Annotated in this window: 15 protein-coding genes; 4 read left to right on the top strand and 11 right to left on the bottom strand. The window is 32.8% G+C overall.

The features are described 5' to 3' along the window. Window positions 1-48: 48 nt before the first annotated feature. Complete coding sequence (locus ACYUJ6_RS03465; protein ID WP_461844474.1) at window positions 49-921, top strand: isocitrate lyase/PEP mutase family protein; 873 nt, start codon at window positions 49-51, stop codon at window positions 919-921. Between the two features lie 104 nt (window positions 922-1,025). Here the strand turns inward: ACYUJ6_RS03465 and ACYUJ6_RS03460 are convergent, their stop codons facing one another. After that, complete coding sequence (locus tag ACYUJ6_RS03460; RefSeq protein WP_461844473.1) at window positions 1,026-1,625, bottom strand: tyrosine-type recombinase/integrase; 600 nt, start codon at window positions 1,623-1,625, stop codon at window positions 1,026-1,028. A 361-nt stretch (window positions 1,626-1,986) separates the two neighbouring features. Between ACYUJ6_RS03460 and ACYUJ6_RS03455 the strand changes: the two genes are divergently transcribed. Beyond that, window positions 1,987-3,135, top strand: coding sequence for a methyl-accepting chemotaxis protein (locus tag ACYUJ6_RS03455; RefSeq protein ID WP_461844472.1), 1,149 nt, complete (start codon window positions 1,987-1,989; stop codon window positions 3,133-3,135). A gap of 79 nt (window positions 3,136-3,214) precedes the next feature. Here the strand turns inward: ACYUJ6_RS03455 and ACYUJ6_RS03450 are convergent, their stop codons facing one another. The 8 genes from ACYUJ6_RS03450 to ACYUJ6_RS03415 all read right to left on the bottom strand — a co-directional run bounded on the left by ACYUJ6_RS03450 (window position 3,215) and on the right by ACYUJ6_RS03415 (window position 11,158). After that, complete coding sequence (locus tag ACYUJ6_RS03450; protein WP_461844471.1) at window positions 3,215-5,092, bottom strand: sigma 54-interacting transcriptional regulator; 1,878 nt, start codon at window positions 5,090-5,092, stop codon at window positions 3,215-3,217. A gap of 69 nt (window positions 5,093-5,161) precedes the next feature. Beyond that, window positions 5,162-5,686: an FmdE family protein gene (locus ACYUJ6_RS03445; protein WP_461844470.1), complete on the bottom strand. Its 525-nt coding sequence runs from the start codon at window positions 5,684-5,686 to the stop codon at window positions 5,162-5,164. A gap of 117 nt (window positions 5,687-5,803) precedes the next feature. After that, entirely contained in the window at window positions 5,804-6,388 is a 585-nt protein-coding gene (locus ACYUJ6_RS03440) for a M15 family metallopeptidase (RefSeq protein WP_461844469.1), read from the bottom strand. A gap of 85 nt (window positions 6,389-6,473) precedes the next feature. Beyond that, a complete protein-coding gene (locus tag ACYUJ6_RS03435) occupies window positions 6,474-7,238 on the bottom strand; it encodes a serine hydrolase (RefSeq protein ID WP_461844468.1) in 765 nt (254 codons plus the stop codon). Window positions 7,239-7,256: 18 nt separating this feature from the next. Beyond that, window positions 7,257-8,648, bottom strand: a complete 1,392-nt coding sequence (locus tag ACYUJ6_RS03430) for an amino acid permease (RefSeq protein WP_461844467.1) — start codon at window positions 8,646-8,648, stop codon at window positions 7,257-7,259. Window positions 8,649-8,720: 72 nt separating this feature from the next. Then, window positions 8,721-10,013, bottom strand: coding sequence for a diaminopimelate decarboxylase (gene lysA / locus ACYUJ6_RS03425; protein ID WP_461844466.1), 1,293 nt, complete (start codon window positions 10,011-10,013; stop codon window positions 8,721-8,723). Between the two features lie 349 nt (window positions 10,014-10,362). Beyond that, a complete protein-coding gene (locus tag ACYUJ6_RS03420; RefSeq protein WP_461844465.1) occupies window positions 10,363-10,773 on the bottom strand; it encodes a hypothetical protein in 411 nt (136 codons plus the stop codon). A gap of 61 nt (window positions 10,774-10,834) precedes the next feature. Beyond that, window positions 10,835-11,158 carry a heavy-metal-associated domain-containing protein gene (locus ACYUJ6_RS03415; protein WP_461844464.1) on the bottom strand — a complete coding sequence of 108 codons (324 nt, stop codon included), beginning with the start codon at window positions 11,156-11,158 and terminating at the stop codon, window positions 10,835-10,837. 225 nt (window positions 11,159-11,383) lie between these two features. On the opposite strand from ACYUJ6_RS03415, the gene ACYUJ6_RS03410 reads away from it, so the two are divergent. Then, complete coding sequence (locus tag ACYUJ6_RS03410) at window positions 11,384-12,775, top strand: sensor histidine kinase (protein ID WP_461844463.1); 1,392 nt, start codon at window positions 11,384-11,386, stop codon at window positions 12,773-12,775. Beyond that, complete coding sequence (locus ACYUJ6_RS03405; RefSeq protein ID WP_461844462.1) at window positions 12,768-13,460, top strand: response regulator transcription factor; 693 nt, start codon at window positions 12,768-12,770, stop codon at window positions 13,458-13,460. The genes ACYUJ6_RS03410 and ACYUJ6_RS03405 overlap by 8 nt, the downstream gene beginning before the upstream one ends. A 62-nt stretch (window positions 13,461-13,522) precedes the next feature. On the opposite strand, the gene ACYUJ6_RS03400 is transcribed toward ACYUJ6_RS03405, so the two are convergent. Together ACYUJ6_RS03400 and larA are read right to left on the bottom strand one after the other, a co-directional pair. Further along, on the bottom strand, window positions 13,523-13,813 hold the full coding sequence (locus ACYUJ6_RS03400; RefSeq protein ID WP_461844461.1) for a hypothetical protein: 291 nt from the start codon (window positions 13,811-13,813) through the stop codon (window positions 13,523-13,525). A 1,000-nt stretch (window positions 13,814-14,813) separates the two neighbouring features. Then, complete coding sequence (gene larA / locus ACYUJ6_RS03395) at window positions 14,814-16,088, bottom strand: nickel-dependent lactate racemase (RefSeq protein ID WP_461844460.1); 1,275 nt, start codon at window positions 16,086-16,088, stop codon at window positions 14,814-14,816. Between the last annotated feature and the right edge of the window lie 87 nt (window positions 16,089-16,175).

Here is a 16,175-nt window from a genome sequence, read left to right as displayed (position 1 = left end):
ACATGACTTATTTAAAATAAATCAATAAATTTTTAGGAGGAAATCATTATGAGTATAAGTAAAGGAAAAGTAATAAAGGATTATATAAAAAAAGGAAAATTGCTGGTTTCACCTGGAGCATTTAATAGTATCTCTGCAAAAATAGTAGAACAAGTTGGCTTTGATTCCGTGTACATGACAGGCTATGGCGTTGCAGCCAATCTCTTGGGTTCACCAGATATAGGACTGCTTTCCTCATCTGAAATGACAAAACATCTGGCATATATGAACGAATCAGTAAATATACCTATAATTGCCGATGCAGATACTGGATATGGAAATGTATTAAACATGTATAGAACTGTTAAAGAATACGAAAGAGCAGGTGCCGCTGCTATTCAAATAGAAGATCAATCCTGGCCGAAAAGATGCGGCCATATGGATGGCAAGCAAGTTATACCTGCTGAAGAAATGGTAGCAAAAATAAAAGCAGCGGTAGATGCAAGGCAGGATGAAGATACAGTTATCATAGCAAGAACTGATGCACTGGCTCCTATAGGATTTGATGAGGCAATAAGAAGAGGAAACTTATACAAGGAAGCAGGGGCAGATGTCATATTCGTTGAGGCACCTCCTGATATAGAAAAATTAAAACAAATACCTAAATTAGTAAAGGCTCCTGTACTCGCCAATATGATAGAAGGTGGAAAAACCCCCGTACTTTCCACTAAAGAACTTCAGAATTTAGGATTTGCAATAGCTATATATCCTGTCTCAGCCTTATATGTTATGACAAAAGCAGTTAAAGTTCTTCTGCAAGAACTTAAAAGTACAGGTACAACTCAAGGGAAGATAAGTGACATGATAGATTTTCCCGAATTCAATGAAATTGTTGAATTAAATAAAATAAGAGAAACTGAAAAAAAGTACACTAATATTTAGATATAAACTAAAAACAAATATAAATGGGATGTCTCAGGGTAAACTTTGAGTTATCCCATTATTTTTAAGTTAATCTTTACAACGATTAACTTAAATTAACCACATTAAACCATCTCACTTTTCTCTTTAAGTTTTAAATACATTTTTTCCTGCTGTTTTGTGGTAAATTGAAAATAGATTTCCGTATTTGAAACGGATTTATGTCCAAGCCACCATTGAAGTTCTTTAATATCCATATCCGATTCGGCCAAATGAACTGCTGTTGTATGTTTGATAGAATGAAAATGACATTTTGATTTATCATCTATCTGTGCAATATCGCAGTATTTTTTTGTTAAATAATCAAGAGTATGCCTGGAAATAGGATTTCCCTTTTGACTTTTAAATATGCTTTCAGAACTATTTGTTATATTGTATTTCTTTAAATACTTATCTAAAACAAGTTTTGCCTTGGAATCTAAACGTATTGTGTTGTTTTTACTTCCCTTTAGTCTTTTACAATAGAGCTCGCCTTTGGATATATTGTAATCATCTAATTTTATCATAGCAATTTCAGATGCGCGTAAGCCGCACCTATAGGCTACTCGGAAAATAGCTATATCCCTATCAGAGTGTTTATTCTTACAACTTTCAATTGCAATAAAAATTTTCTTCATTTCTTGCTGAGTAAAGTACTTTATTTTTATATCAGTTTGTTTTTTCATAAATTCCTCCATATAAAAATGCTACATAATAAATATTTTGTTTAGTTTATTATACCATAAATTATCTAAAAATGTATTTTTTTAATAATATATGTACATAAAAAAACATTTCAAAAATATTTTTTTAATAATATAATATTTTTCTGAAAAAATGTTACAAATATTTATAGTTAATAGTATAATAGGAATCTATATTAACAATAATATAACAAAATATTTATTATGTACTAAATAAATCATATGATTTGTTGAATTTAATGTCAAAAATAAAAATTTACGCAAAAAAGTTTATTCCACTAATATTAATACAAAATAATAGGAAAATTCTTTAATTATGATTGTAGAAAAGGAGAAGTATATTATGATTTCAGTAAATGCATTGGAAGATTTAAAAAAATTATCAGAAACCCAGGCTGATTTGGTACCTGGAGGAATTATATATGGAATTATAAATGGAGATACCATGGAATGGGTAAAATATTCTAAATCTTTAGATATAAATGTATTTTATGCGGGTCAAAAATTAGATGAAAATAGTACCACTCGTACTGCCATTCGTGAAAAAAAGACATTAACTCAAAAAGTTCCACGCTCTGTTTACGGTACAAGATTAGAAATAATTTCAATTCCAATTATAGATGAAACTGATAAGGCTGTCGGTGCTTTTTCCATGGCGTTTCCACGATTACACCCTGTAGCTGAAGCTTTTAACGGATTTGCACCAATGTTATCTCAGATGTTTCCAGAAGGTGTCTTTTTATGTTTGACTGACTTGAACAAATTTGTAAAAATACAATCTTCAAAAAAATTTGACATACCCTCTATAAAAGTTGGAGATAAATTTAAAAGTGATTTTTTAAGCAGTGAAGTTATAAAAGTGGGAAAAGAAAAAGAACAGGAACTGGATGCTTCAAAATTTGGAATTCCTGTAAGAAATGTGAGTTTCCCATTAATTGATGAAGATACTAATGAAGTTGTTGGAACATTTTCTATAATAACACCAAAAGAAGTTGCAGTAAACTTGAGGGATATGTCCGGTAATCTTACAGAGAATATTACTGGCATATCTTCTGCTATCGAGGAATTGGCATCATCTGCATCACAGATTCATACCAATGAACAGGAGCTTAACAACCACATTAACAAAGTAATAAAATTATCAGAAGAAATAAATGAAATAACTTCTTTCATAGCAAGTATTTCAGATGAGACAAAAATGCTGGGATTAAATGCCGCCATCGAAGCAGCTAGAGCAGGGCAGGCAGGTAGTGGTTTTGGAGTTGTTGCAAATGAAATCAGGAAGCTGTCAGATCAAGCTAAAAGTACAGTACCTAAAATCAAAAAATTAACGGATGATATTAAAAGCAGAGTTGAGGAGTCCAGTGAAAAGAGTAAAAGTTCACTGTCTTCTAGCCAGGAACAAGCTGCTGCCACAGAAGAAATCACGGCAAGTATAGAAGAGATTACCTCAATGTCAGAAAGACTAAATGAAATTGCCCGTAAACTTTAATCCGAAATGTACATTCCCCTGGGGTTGCAAAATTTTACCATCACCCCGGGGGAATTTTACCTACAGCTTGTTTTAACATCTATAAAATCCCATATTCCTTTATCTTACGCCATAATGTGGTTCTGCTCATATTGAGCTTTTTAGCAGTTTTTTCCCTGTTCCCATTAAACTCAGAAAGGGCCTTTAAAATATATTCAACCTCTTTATTTTTATTTTCCACACTTATAGATTGCCTTTTTTTATATAACTTATCTACTAATTCTTCTGCACTAAAATAATTATCATCTTCATTTTCAATAAATACAGATATTCTTTTCAAAACATTTTTTAATTCTCTCACATTTCCCAAGAAATCATAACTCATAAGTATTTCGAATATCTTCTCCCACTTATCCCTATACCTTTTATAAAGATCTCCAAATCTTTTCGTTATAAGCTCCCTTGAAATTTCGGGTATATCTTTTCTTCTATCCCTAAGTGGAGGTATATTAAGTTCAAGAACACTCAATCTATAATAAAGATCCTCTCTGAAGCTCTTTTTTAACACTTCCTCCCATAAATTTTTATTAGTAGCACTGATTATTCTTACATTTATGGGGATTATTTTGTCACTTCCAATTCTCATAACTTCTTTTTCCTGTATTACCCGCAAAAATCTTGATTGAAGACTTCTAGGCATTTCAGCTATTTCATCAAGAAATATAGTACCATTATGTGCTAATTCAAATAATCCAATTTTTCCTCCTTTTTTTGCTCCTGTAAAAGCTCCCTCTTCATATCCAAACAATTCCGATTCGAGAAGATTTTCCGGTAATGCTGCACAGTTCACTGCAACAAATGCTTCATTTTTACGCCTGCTCTCATTATGAATACTGTTGACAAACAATTCTTTTCCCGTTCCTGATTCACCTGTAATGAGAACTGTAAAATCACTTCTGGCATATTTTTCAGCCAGAGTTATGCAATCTTTTATAGCCCTGGATTTCCCTTTTATATCATCAAAAGTGTATTTTGCCACAAGCCCTTTAGTGTAAATTTCCCTTCTAACCTTATGTTCCGAATTTTGTATGGATTTTATATCTTGAAATGTAGCCACTGCTCCTTTAAATTGTCCTCCTATTACAAGTGGAACCCTGTTTGTAAGAATTGTCTGACCATTTATCCTTTGAATCTGGTTTATCTCTTCATTTTTAGTAATTATTATTTTATCCAGTCTGGTATTTTCTATAGTCTTGTCAACAGGTTTTCCTATTACATTGTCTTTAGATATTCCCATAATCTTTTCAGCCATTGGATTATATACCTGTATAATGTTATTTTCATCAGTAGCCATAATTCCAGAATATGCATAATTTAGTATTGCATTCAACTGAATGTTCTTATATCTCTGGCTGCCAATAGATTGTTGTATTTGCATAGCATAACTTATTGCATTTACTATAGAGTATTTAGAATAAATAAAAATTGAGTTCAGCTCCATATCATCACAGATATCGCACACTATACTGCTACCTATTACAGTATTTAGTCCATTGCTTTTAAATTCATATAATATGTTTTTTAATTGTTCATAATTGTTAAAGCACTTTTGTATTATATTAATGCTGAATATATTTTGATGTAAATTAAAATCTACTATAGGCTTTTTGTAAGTTACTATAGCCACGGTATTTGAATTTTTCTTTGCCACAGCAAGATTCTCCATCATACTAAAACCTGAAATTTTTATATCTACAATAGGAGCATCTGGAATATTGTATTTGAGCATTTCCAAATTACTGCTTCCGCTTACAAATACATCAACTTTATCATTATCCCATAAATTTTTTGCAATATTTACAGTATCTTTAAATTTTGAATTTATTATGTACATCTTTTTTAGTGTGTAATTATCCACATTTAACTTGATAGACTTAGTAAGCCTATTATAGCTCATAATTGCAATTCTTGGTTTCATAAAATCACTTCCTTAATTAAATTCCCCCCGAAATGCCATAAAATCTTACCATGACCTCGGGGGGAACTATTACCATCCTCTTGAATATTCATGAAAACAGTCAAGACAGACCTTCTTTCCATCCTCCATTCTTATTTTATTTTCAGATACTCCCTCACCGCATATTTCGCATGTCACAGTTTTAAAAATTCTTGCAGTTTTAGGTATTTGAAAATCCGGCTTCTTAATATAAAAAATGTCTTCTATTGGTGCTTCTAAAATGTATTTTTGCCTCTCCTCTTTATCCATCCTTATTTTTGAAGGTTTTGACAGGATTCTTATACTATCTCCATTTTCCCGGTTGAAAAATGAAAAAGCCATCTTTCCCGTTCCCCTATATATTAAATTACCCTTTCCTAAAGTACATCCTGTCATAACCTGTACTGCATCGACTCCGCAGGAATCGTTTTCAGTAACACATACTATTTCCTCGTCTTTAGAAAAATTTATATTCATATTTTCCGAAGCTGCTTCACAGGCCCTAAAGCCCATAGCTAATCCAGGACATCTATGTCCATGGAAATCCACGCATTTATTCCATAAATTTTCATTCATCAATAAACCACCTCCTTTTTTATTATACTACAAAGTTCCCCCTTTCTTTAATTATACTTCATAAATATAGACTTAAATAGTTATGAAGTATTTCCTTCTAAAAATTCATTTTCCAATCTATAAAAATTCCTCCAATTTCACACTGCTGATAGGATAACAATATGCATTAGGTCCGTAAAAATGCCACCATTCACTGTCAAGACGTGTGAATCCGTGCTTCATCATAATTTTTGCCAGAAATTCTCTATTTTCAATTGCCTTAGACGTGGCACCACTATAATTGATAAAAGCTTTTTCCGTAAAATCATCAAAACTACTTGGCATTTCCATTTCCCTTCCTGCTTTATCTACAAGCGTTACATCCACAGCAGCCCCTCTATTATGTACAGATCCATGGGAAGGATTTGCAATAAAATCATCATTGGGCATGATTTCCCACATCATCTTTTGAACCGAAAATGGTCTGTAAGCATCCCATATTTTTATAGTGAATCCATATTTACGAAACTCGTCATTGGCCTCCGCAAGTTTTTTTGCCACTTCAAGCTGAAGAACAGCTTTTTCAACTGGATAGACACTTCTTTTTAAAAAATTATCTTTTTTGGCATATTTTAAATCAACAACTAGAGTAGAATCTACTTTCGTAACATCAACTAATCCACATACAATCTGCAAGTTTTCCTCATTTGAGCTTTTTATCATGATATCACCTCTATAATTTCTATTTTATATCAAAATTCTTTGCCTCTTAAATTTTTTCCTTTTACTTATAGAATTCATATTATCATCAAGAATGTTGTTCAAATATTTCTCTAGTGGTCTTTCTAATAAATTCATCCATCTCATTAACATCGGCTTCATTAGAAGCAAAGCACAGAATAAATGGTTTTTTAGCATATACAATGCCAGCATCATGTGTAATTCCTTCATCATCTCCCGTCTTATGTGCAATGCATATATTTTCTGGCAGCAAATACGGCATCTTATAATTAATCTGCTGAAGCTTAAATATTTTAATCATATCCTCGCTGTCCTGACGGGAAATTAAGCTTCCTTTCCACATCATTTCAAACAATTTGAGAATCTCATCAGGTGCAAAATAATTCTGCTTACCGGCTTTTTCAGCATCTGAATCAAATAGAATTCTACTTACCTTTGTTTTCTTCATTCCAAGCTGTTCCATCGTATTATTGATGTTGCTCATCTTTAGCTTTTTTATTAAAATATTTGCAGCCATATTATCACTTAAAACAATCATCAATACACAGAGATCTTTCAACGTAAGCTTTGCTCCTGGATGAATATAAGCAACAGCTCCACATGACGGCACCCTATCGGATTCTTTAATCTCAACAAGTTCTTCCTTAAATAAAATTTTTTCTCTAAATTGCCTGTATGCTTCAATCAAAATAGGTATTTTAATTATACTTGCAGCAATAAAAGGTTCCCCTTCATTTACACCGAAACTATCTCCACTGTCCAAATCCTTATAGCAAAATCCAACTTTGCCTTTAAGCTTCCCTACTTTTTCTCTAATAACTTCATAATTCATAACTTACCTCCTCAACAATTACATATCCAAAAACTTTCTATCCACACAGTCAACTCCCGTTTTATTTCTTTCATCAATCTTAACATACAAATAAAACGGTATACCCAAAAGCATCAATATAAATCCCCATAAAACAGCTTCCTGACCACAACCATAAACAGCATAACAAGTATAAGCAAAAGCTATAAGAGGAGCAATGGACTTTCCAATAAAATTACCCACACTCAGGTTATGGTTGTACTTCTTGCAAATTAGTATCTCAGCTCCAGCAGTTGCAATATAAGCCGGCAAAGTAGACATAGTAGATAACAGCATTATAAATTGATACGCTGCATTCAACCCATTTACGTAATTTAGGATTAATAAAAGATTAGTCAATATACCTGCAATAATCAGTGACATTTCCGGTGTACCATATCTGAAATTCATCTTCTTAAAAATAGCCGGAAATGTCTTGTCAACTGCACAGGCATAGGAACATCTCGCCGTAACTATGGCACATCCTGTTGCCGCTCCTAATGTTGAAATAACAACACCAACAGAAATAAATATGCCGCCCCATCTACCGCCGGTCATTAAATTTAGCATCTCAGCTATTGGTGCTTTTGAATCCGCAAGCTGATTCTGAGGCATAACACCAAATGAAACAGTACTAATCAGTATATAAATAATTGCTACAAAGATTGTCCCAAAGATTGTAGCCTTTTTAATGAATACAGGTGCATTTTTAGTTTCCTCCGCAGGAAACACACCCATTTCCAATCCCATGAAAGACCATAGCGTAACTCCAATAGCTGCAGACAAAGTATTAATCCCTGATACTTTTGCACTTGATACAGTATTAAAATACTCCGGATGAAAATGAAACAGCCCAATTACTACAAAAACTCCCAATGGAATCAGCTTACATATGGTAGTAAATACAACAACACTGCCTGCTTGCTTAATACCTTTTATGTTAAAATAAATTATCATCCATAAGATAACAGATGCCGTAATAAAAGCAATTACCCTATTTTCACTAACCACAGGAATTATATTGCCAAGATATCTTATACATCCGTTTATCAATGCTCCTAAGGATGTCCATGCACCTATCCAATAAGCCCATCCCACTAAAAATGATGGAAACTCACCAAAGGCAACCCTCGTATATATAACCGGCCCACCTGTCTTAGGGATTCTGGCCACCATGTTGGCAAAGGTACCTGCAATAAAAATAGATCCAATCCCTGTAATTACCCAAGCTATAACTGCAGTTTTTGGATTAGTGCAGGTAGCTAAATTTTGAGGTGCCATAAAAATACCTGAGGCAATCATGCTTCCAACAACCATTGCTATAGCCGATGGAAAACCAAGTTCTCTTTTAAAACCCACCTTTTCCCCTTCAATTTGATCATTATTTGCCATTTTAATACCTCCTTTAATTTAGTAAGATGCCGATTTTATTAATCAGCAAAATTATACAGTAATATTAAATGCTCATATATCATCCCTTAATATTTCTTCATAACTTTGTCTTTTCAAAATCAATCTATCAGAATTATCCTTAACCATTACTACAGCAGGTTTCCTTATTCTATTGTAATTGCTTGACATAGAATAATTGTATGCCCCTGTACTTAAAATAGCTACTATGTCGCCGCTATTAACCATCTGAAGTTGAGTGTTTTTTATTAAAATATCTCCTGACTCACAACACTTTCCCGCTATAGTCACCGTCTCTCTTTTAGTGTTTTCCTTCTTATTCGCAATAACTGCATTATATTGGGCTTTATATAATGCCTGTCTTGGATTATCGGTCATGCCGCCATCAACATTAACATATTTCCTTATTCCTTTAATTTCTTTTATAGATCCCACTGTATATAATGTAACTCCTGCTTCCCCAACTATCCATCTTCCCGGTTCAATTATCACCATAGGCTTTTTCATATTGTACTTTTCAAATTCTTTTATAACAGTTTCATTTATTAAGTTAGTATAATATGAAATATCATGCCTTTTATCACCTTCTTTATAAAATATTCCAAACCCTCCACCTACATCTAACTTCTTTACTTCACAATTAAACTCCTTACCAATGTTATTAGCAAATTTGGCAAGCACCTTTACTTCCTTTTCATATACCCCATTTTCAGTAATTTGAGATCCTATATGTGCACTAAGTCCTTCAAAAATAAAGTTATTACAATTTATAACCTTTTCCACAGCTCTCAAGGCACTTCCATCACATAATGAAAATCCAAATTTGGAATCTATCTGACCTGTTTTTATATACTCATTGGTATCACAGTCAATTCCCGGAGTTATTCTTATGATTACATTTATTTTTTTATTTCTATTGTCTAAAATATTTTCAAGGTTTTTTATCTCAAGAAAGTTATCCAATGCAATAGTTCCCACTCCGTAATCTACTGCCATTTCAAGTTCTTCATAAGATTTATTATTTCCATGAAAAATTATTTTTTCCATAGGAAAATTTACTGAATGTGCAGTATAAAGTTCCCCTCCTGACACCACATCAAGTCCTAACTTTTCACTTTCTATTATTCTACACATTTCCTTATTTAAGAATGCCTTACTTGCATACACAGCAAATCCTTTATATTTATCCATATGATTTGACTTTATATTTTTACATCTTTTTCTAATCTCATCCTCATCCATTACATAAAGAGGAGTTCCATATTTTTTTGCAAGTTCAACACAATCACAGTTTGAAATAGATAGATTTCCCCGTTCATTCCTACCTAAAAATTTATACCCTAACATAATTATGCTTATCTCCTTTATTATGAATTTTACATAATTTTATATGAGCAATATATATGCCATAGGATAAAACGACCTATCCTGCTTCTCTATTATCCATTTCTTACATTTAATCGTTCTATTTCTCGGAATCATTTCCACTTTTCCGGAATAATGCCTAAACTTAAAAATATTGAACATAAAACATAAAAAGTATTTTTTATTCAAAACTTATAATTTATCACTTAAAACTATTGTCATAAAAGAGAATCCTCTTGTTAATCCACCTCCTTTTTCTAATTATACCCCATAAATAAAATATCCCAAAGAACCTATAGGGTTCTTTAGGGTATTTATCTTATAACGGCTTTTACCTATTGTGGATCATATGATACATAAGTGCCATACTAACAACTCTGCTTAAATATTGTCTTGCTTGAGTTATTGACATGCTGCAATTTGTCAGTGTGGTTAATAACTCTGGATGATGACACTCAAACATCTTTACAATCTCTTGAGTATCTGTTCGTATTCTTTCCCTGTCTGCCTCTGATATATTTTTCGTCATGTCTTGCATTTCCTGTCCCTGTCCCATATCAGGCATATGCTGCACAGGTGATACTGTACTTTCATTATCCATTCTATTCTCTTCAGGTTCCTCATTTCTGAACATGGATTTGTATTTTCGTGGCATTACAGGCCTATTCATAATTCTACTGTTCATTCTGCAATAGCAGCACATTGGCATCATTTCCATCTCTGGATGTATATATGGATACATAAAAACCTCCGATAAAATTTTCTTACGATATTATACTATGCAAAAGATTTACATAAAGGTACTATGTGGTCCCGTTAAGCCTGGAAGTAATGTCAACACCGCTGGATGAATTTCCAATCAATATAATTGCGGCTGCAATCACAAATATGCCGGCTATTTTGTATCTATTTGAATTTTCTGTACCATACCCGGCTTTCTTTACAGCTTCTTTAATATTTTCCAGACTACATAGATCCGGATTGTATTCTACAATTACAGATTCATCATTAAAGCTGGCCAGAGCATTTCTTACACCATTTAACCTTTTAACCGCCTTTTCCACCCGCAGTTCACAGGATACACAGATCATATCAAAGACTTTAATTTTCTCTTTTCTACTCTTCACACCTTCAATCCTCCCATAATTTTTATAATTTGGACAAAAGTCAATTTAATTAAGTATATAAACTTCCTATGAAGATGTTATGAATCATCGCTAAAGTCTTCATATAATCAACATAATAATTTGGTAAACTAATTTTGAGTTAACAGTGAATACTAAAATTGTAAATACATCAAATTATCTGTAAAATATAATTAGGTCATTATTATATCCTTGGGAGTGATATTTTTGCAAAGCATTCGAAAGAGATTGGGTATTACAATTATTTTCTGCTCAATTATTTCAGTTATATTACTGGCACTGTATGTAAAATTCACAGTAAACAATACTTTTAATAAATATATGATGGACACTCAGAAAAGCAGAAACAACAGAATTGTGGACTATTTTCAACAGGTATACAAAAGAGACAAAAAATGGACTATAAATTCTGGAGAAGAGATAATGCACGAAGCTTATATGAGTAATTACTGCCTGACCCTTTTAGATTCCAATAAAAATACCATCTGGGGTATGGATTCCAACGATATAAAAGAAAAATCCCACAAGATGATGCAAAACGTCTATAACAACAAGGGGATTTACACATCAAATTCCTTCAAGATCAAGTATAATGGAAAAATTGTAGGCTATGTAGTAATAGGACAATATTCTCCAATTTTACTGACGCAGCAGGATATAGATTTCAAAATGTCTATAAACAGAGATATTATTATAAGCGTTATAGCAGCCATAATTATCGCTGTCATAATAAGCATAATAATATCAAAACAATTTTCATCCCCTATTAAATCCGTATCCGATACTTCTGTTAAACTTTCCAGGGGAATGTACGATTCCACTTCAAATGTAAAAACTAATATAAAAGAACTAAACAATCTGACTAAAAGCATAAATGCCCTGGGTAAAATATTAAAAGAGCAGGAGCTCCTCAGAAAAAGGCTTGTTTCAGATATCTCCCACGAAATAAGAACTCCCCTGAATATTCTACAAAATAATCTGGAGGCAATGATTGACGGAATATTTCCTGTAACTGAAGAACGCTTGAATTATTTGAATCAGGAGGTCATAAGATTTGGCAAGCTGCTAAATAATTTAAATATTTTAAAACAATTTGAAGATGAAAAATCAGACCTTAATATGATGGAGATCATATCTCTGGATAAACTTGTTACTTCCATAAGCAGCAAGCTTTCCATCGATTTTAAAGAGAAAAATATCAATTTTTCTCTAAATATAGAAAAAAATAAAAAATTTGAGATACTGGGAAATGAAGACGAATTGAAACAGGTTTTTATAAATTTATTCTCCAATGCCATTAAATTCACCCCGTCTGGAGGAAGCGTATGGGTTGATCTTTATACAAATCTCAGTAAAATTATAGTTAAAATCAGAGATAACGGCATAGGCATAAAGAAGGAGGATCTCCCCTACATTTTTGAAAGATTGTACAGGGCAGACAAGAGCCGCCGTAAAACAGAGGGAAATGGCATAGGATTGACTATTGTAAAAAAAATACTCACTCTCCATTCCGCTGCAATTGATGTCAAAAGCACTTTTGGCAAAGGAACGTCATTTATTTTATATTTTAACAAGAACAAGGAGAATAATAATGAATAATATTTTAATAATTGAAGATGAAATAAAGGTATCGGAAGTAATTAAAGCCTACCTTGAAAGAGCAGGTTATAGAGTTTATTGTTTTACTAGAGGCTATGACGGAATCAAGCTGTTCAATAAGATAAATTTTCAACTTGTCATATTGGACTTGATGCTGCCGGATATAGACGGAGAAGAAATATGTAAAATTATAAGGGAAGTATCGGACGTACACATATTTATGCTCACTGCAAAAGCAGAATTAAGTGATAAAATCAAAGGGCTTACCCTGGGAGCGGATGAATACCTCCCCAAGCCCTTGAGTCCAAGAGAGCTCACTGCAAGAGTAAATGCATTATTTAGAAGAATAAATTCTGACAAAACAACAATACTTTCTTATGACGGCGGAAAACTTAAAATTGACAATGAAAGAAGAAATGTTCAGGTAAGAGGAAAATATGTAGTTCTCACCCCAAATGAATTTGATATTCTATATGCTCTTGCTTTGAATAACGGCAAAGTTCTATCCAGGGAACAGCTCATAAGAAATGTATATGGTATAGATTTTGAAGGTTCCGACAGAACTATAGACGCCCATATCAAGAATTTGAGAAAAAAAATAGAATACAACAGTAAAGAGCCAAAATATATACTCACTGTGGTGAAGATAGGCTATAAATTCGGCACCGTGAAAGATCCAGAATGATATAAAAACGGGCATAGATTCTAACCCTTGTATGAACCTATGCCCTCTAGCCTTACCCGGGCTTAACTGTTAATCCTTTTTACATTTACATTTTTATTATCTTCTCTATCATCACAACACTTACTTTTTTTAGAATGCATAAACATCATTGGTATCATTAAAATCATCATTATAGGACATATAAACGGAGCTGCTGCTGCAAGCATAATTTTGAACCTTGGCGTCAATCCTAAAAATGGCAGAGATGATAGTAACACTACCGGTATAACACAGCAAACAACCATCATAATTATGTGACTTATTCCACTGTGTCCGCTTTTATTGTTCATATTATTACTTCCATGACAATTCATAATAAATACTCCTCACTTATATTATTTATTTAGATAATACAATATTGTTATGGAGATATTATGAAGGGAAAAATGAATTTGTTTATATACTCTTTACAAAATCAAAACCACCAACTAGCCCATTTACATAGGACTAACTGGTGGTCAAACAACTCCTAACTCATCTAAACACTCTGATTCTACTTGAATATTCGTCACCCTTTTCCAATTACTTTTTATAATGTACAGTACATTATAAAAATTTATTGCATTTACCTAAATTCAACTTTCAAGAGACATACAATTGATTGACAATTGTTCTTTCACAAACATTTTCTTCCATCTTACCTTTAAATGCTATAGTACCTGCAAATACCAACTTTTAGATCATGCATTCAATTAAACATTGACCTTCTGCATTTCCTGCAGTTCATATCATCAAATACTACTAACCATGAACACCTTCATAATTGAAATGTTCACCAGCATCTCTCAGTAGATACTTTCCTAAGGTTTACTTCCGTCAATATACTATCATATTTACTTCTGCACACTATAAGTGTTCACTACCTAATGCCCTAACTTTCTCACTGTCTAAAACCCTTTTCTCAATCTTTTTCATGAGTTAGGAGTGCTAAGAAGAAGTTTATCTTCTTGATTTTATTATATAGTAAACGTTTAAATATGTCAACTGATTTTTTTATATTTTTTAATACTTTATGATTGATTTGTGATAATGTCTTAGTATACCATTTGCGATTATGTCCCAAATAAATAAAAAATAATGTTAGAATATACCCTCATGCCAATAAGAAATGAGGTGGACAAAATCAAAAAGGTAATTTTAACAATGAATGAGAATGCAAAGTGTAACGTAATCAAGAAATTAGTAGAGAGTAATGGTAACAAGCAAAGAGCTGCCATTACAAATACCCCCAGCCTCATAAAGTTGAGGGTAACCACTGCCGCATCACTATGGACAAATTCCACTTGAACCCAGGAGCAATTGATATAATGTTATTTAATTTATAATTACAGCAGCTCCATCAGGTATGACAGTAACTTTTGCATCTTTTCCCTTAATATCATAAGCCATATCAAGGGCTTTTTTAACAGTATAAGCATGTTTCATATGAAGATTCTTTATGATTTCAGGATCACACATATCCGTAACCATAATTACAGTAAATTTACTAAGTATTCTGGCAAGTATTTGAGATTCCCACTGATCTGGTGTAGTATTTTTTCTGGAAACTTTAGAAACCTTTTTCAAAAATTCTTCAGGTGATTTCACATTTGCCAGATTATCGTAGAAACCCCTGCCTCCGTGGCCATCATTGCAGGCAGCCAGCATTATGATTACACCGCCTTTTCTGCAGGTTGCTTCAGCAGCAACCATCCCTTTAACAGACTGATATATATTTTGATCCAGAGGATATCCTCCATTAGTTGAAATAACAATATCTGCTTCAACTTTGTCAACCCTGGACAGTTTTGTAAGAAATCTGCATCCTTCTTCATGGGCAAGCTTACAATCACCTGAAAAGGCATTTATAATTTTTTTATCTTTATCTGTGACTACATTTGTTATAAAAGCCAATCCGGCTTTTTCAGCAGCACAAAGCATATCCCTGTGAGCCGGATTATTTTTCAAATTACCTGTTCTGGCATAAGGACTTGCTATAAATTCAGAGCAATGATTGGACATAATAGTTTTTGCGGAAGATATTCCAGGAAGTATGCTTTTTCTTCCTCCTGAAAATCCTGCAAAAAAGTGAGATTTTATAAGTCCCTCCGCAATCAAAAGTTCTGTTTCGGCCGCTGTTTTATTGATTACAAGTTCCCACCCGGAAGGAAATGCGGCTATTTTCACCAGCTGACTGTCATCTCTGGAGTCATGGACTATTATATTTTCATTTTCAACTATTTCTTCACCAAACTTGCCTATGAGCTCCTCTCTAGTTGTAGCTCTATGAAACCCTGTAGCAATTAAAATCTTTATATCAATATGAGGATTTGCCTTCCTTATTCTTTTTAACAATATGGGCATTATAATTTTACTGGGAACAGGCCTTGTATGATCACTGCTTATTATAACCATATTGTTCTTATTTTTTACCAGTTCTTCCAGCCTGGGGGATCCTATTGGATTGTCTAATGACTTTTCAACTATTTCAGATTCCGTAAGTTCCGTTTTACAATTATATGCTTTTGGTTCGAGTACTGCAGCCAGGTCTTTATTATCGATTTCAATTTCAACAATTTTTTTATTATAGGGTAATTTTATCATTGGCATAACTAAATCTTCCTTTCTACAATTCGGTAAAATCGTATATACTGTTTAATAAAACAAACATAAATACTGGTATTATGGTACTACCAA

It is taken from the genome of Clostridium sp. JNZ X4-2 (assembly GCF_054889485.1).
This window is presented reverse-complemented; position numbering and strand designations above follow the sequence as displayed.

Coding starts and splice junctions, on each gene's coding strand:
- ACYUJ6_RS03430 (WP_461844467.1), bottom strand. CDS start 8,648: ATGGCAAATAATGATCAAATTGAAGGGGAAAAGGTGGGTTTTAAAAGA.
- lysA (WP_461844466.1), bottom strand. CDS start 10,013: ATGTTAGGGTATAAATTTTTAGGTAGGAATGAACGGGGAAATCTATCT.
- ACYUJ6_RS03465 (WP_461844474.1), top strand. CDS start 49: ATGAGTATAAGTAAAGGAAAAGTAATAAAGGATTATATAAAAAAAGGA.
- ACYUJ6_RS03450 (WP_461844471.1), bottom strand. CDS start 5,092: ATGAAACCAAGAATTGCAATTATGAGCTATAATAGGCTTACTAAGTCT.
- ACYUJ6_RS03455 (WP_461844472.1), top strand. CDS start 1,987: ATGATTTCAGTAAATGCATTGGAAGATTTAAAAAAATTATCAGAAACC.
- ACYUJ6_RS03400 (WP_461844461.1), bottom strand. CDS start 13,813: ATGAATTGTCATGGAAGTAATAATATGAACAATAAAAGCGGACACAGT.
- ACYUJ6_RS03420 (WP_461844465.1), bottom strand. CDS start 10,773: ATGTATCCATATATACATCCAGAGATGGAAATGATGCCAATGTGCTGC.
- larA (WP_461844460.1), bottom strand. CDS start 16,088: ATGCCAATGATAAAATTACCCTATAATAAAAAAATTGTTGAAATTGAA.
- ACYUJ6_RS03440 (WP_461844469.1), bottom strand. CDS start 6,388: ATGATAAAAAGCTCAAATGAGGAAAACTTGCAGATTGTATGTGGATTA.
- ACYUJ6_RS03405 (WP_461844462.1), top strand. CDS start 12,768: ATGAATAATATTTTAATAATTGAAGATGAAATAAAGGTATCGGAAGTA.
- ACYUJ6_RS03435 (WP_461844468.1), bottom strand. CDS start 7,238: ATGAATTATGAAGTTATTAGAGAAAAAGTAGGGAAGCTTAAAGGCAAA.
- ACYUJ6_RS03460 (WP_461844473.1), bottom strand. CDS start 1,625: ATGAAAAAACAAACTGATATAAAAATAAAGTACTTTACTCAGCAAGAA.
- ACYUJ6_RS03445 (WP_461844470.1), bottom strand. CDS start 5,686: ATGAATGAAAATTTATGGAATAAATGCGTGGATTTCCATGGACATAGA.